The sequence below is a fragment of the Salinimicrobium oceani genome (genome assembly GCF_012037645.1).
Genome location: NZ_JAAVJR010001480.1, coordinates 1 through 303, shown reverse-complemented (window position 1 = coordinate 303; position 303 = coordinate 1). Strand labels below are relative to the sequence as shown.

The 303-nt window shown below is 40.6% G+C and carries 1 pseudogene; it reads left to right on the top strand.

The features are described 5' to 3' along the window. Positions 1 to 10: 10 nt before the first annotated feature. Positions 11 to 303 (top strand): annotated as a pseudogene (locus HC175_RS22720) (N-formylglutamate amidohydrolase); the annotation flags it as partial.

The window sequence follows — 303 nt, the reverse complement described above, 5'->3', positions numbered from 1 at the left end:
AGGAGGGGAGGTGCTGCACATTTCTGTACATACCTTTACACCCGAACTCGAAGGGGAGGTCAGAACTGCTGATGTCGGATTGTTATTTGATCCTGCAAGAGAGGAAGAAGCCGATTTTTGTAAGAGGTTCCAAAAAAGCCTTTTTAAGCAGGATAAGGAGCTTCAGGTGAAATTTAATTATCCATATCTGGGAATTGATGATGGATTTACCACTTATCTGAGACAAAAATTTCCGAAGCAATATTTGGGAATCGAGCTGGAAGTGAACCAAAAATTCATAAAAGGCAACAAAATGGAAAAGCG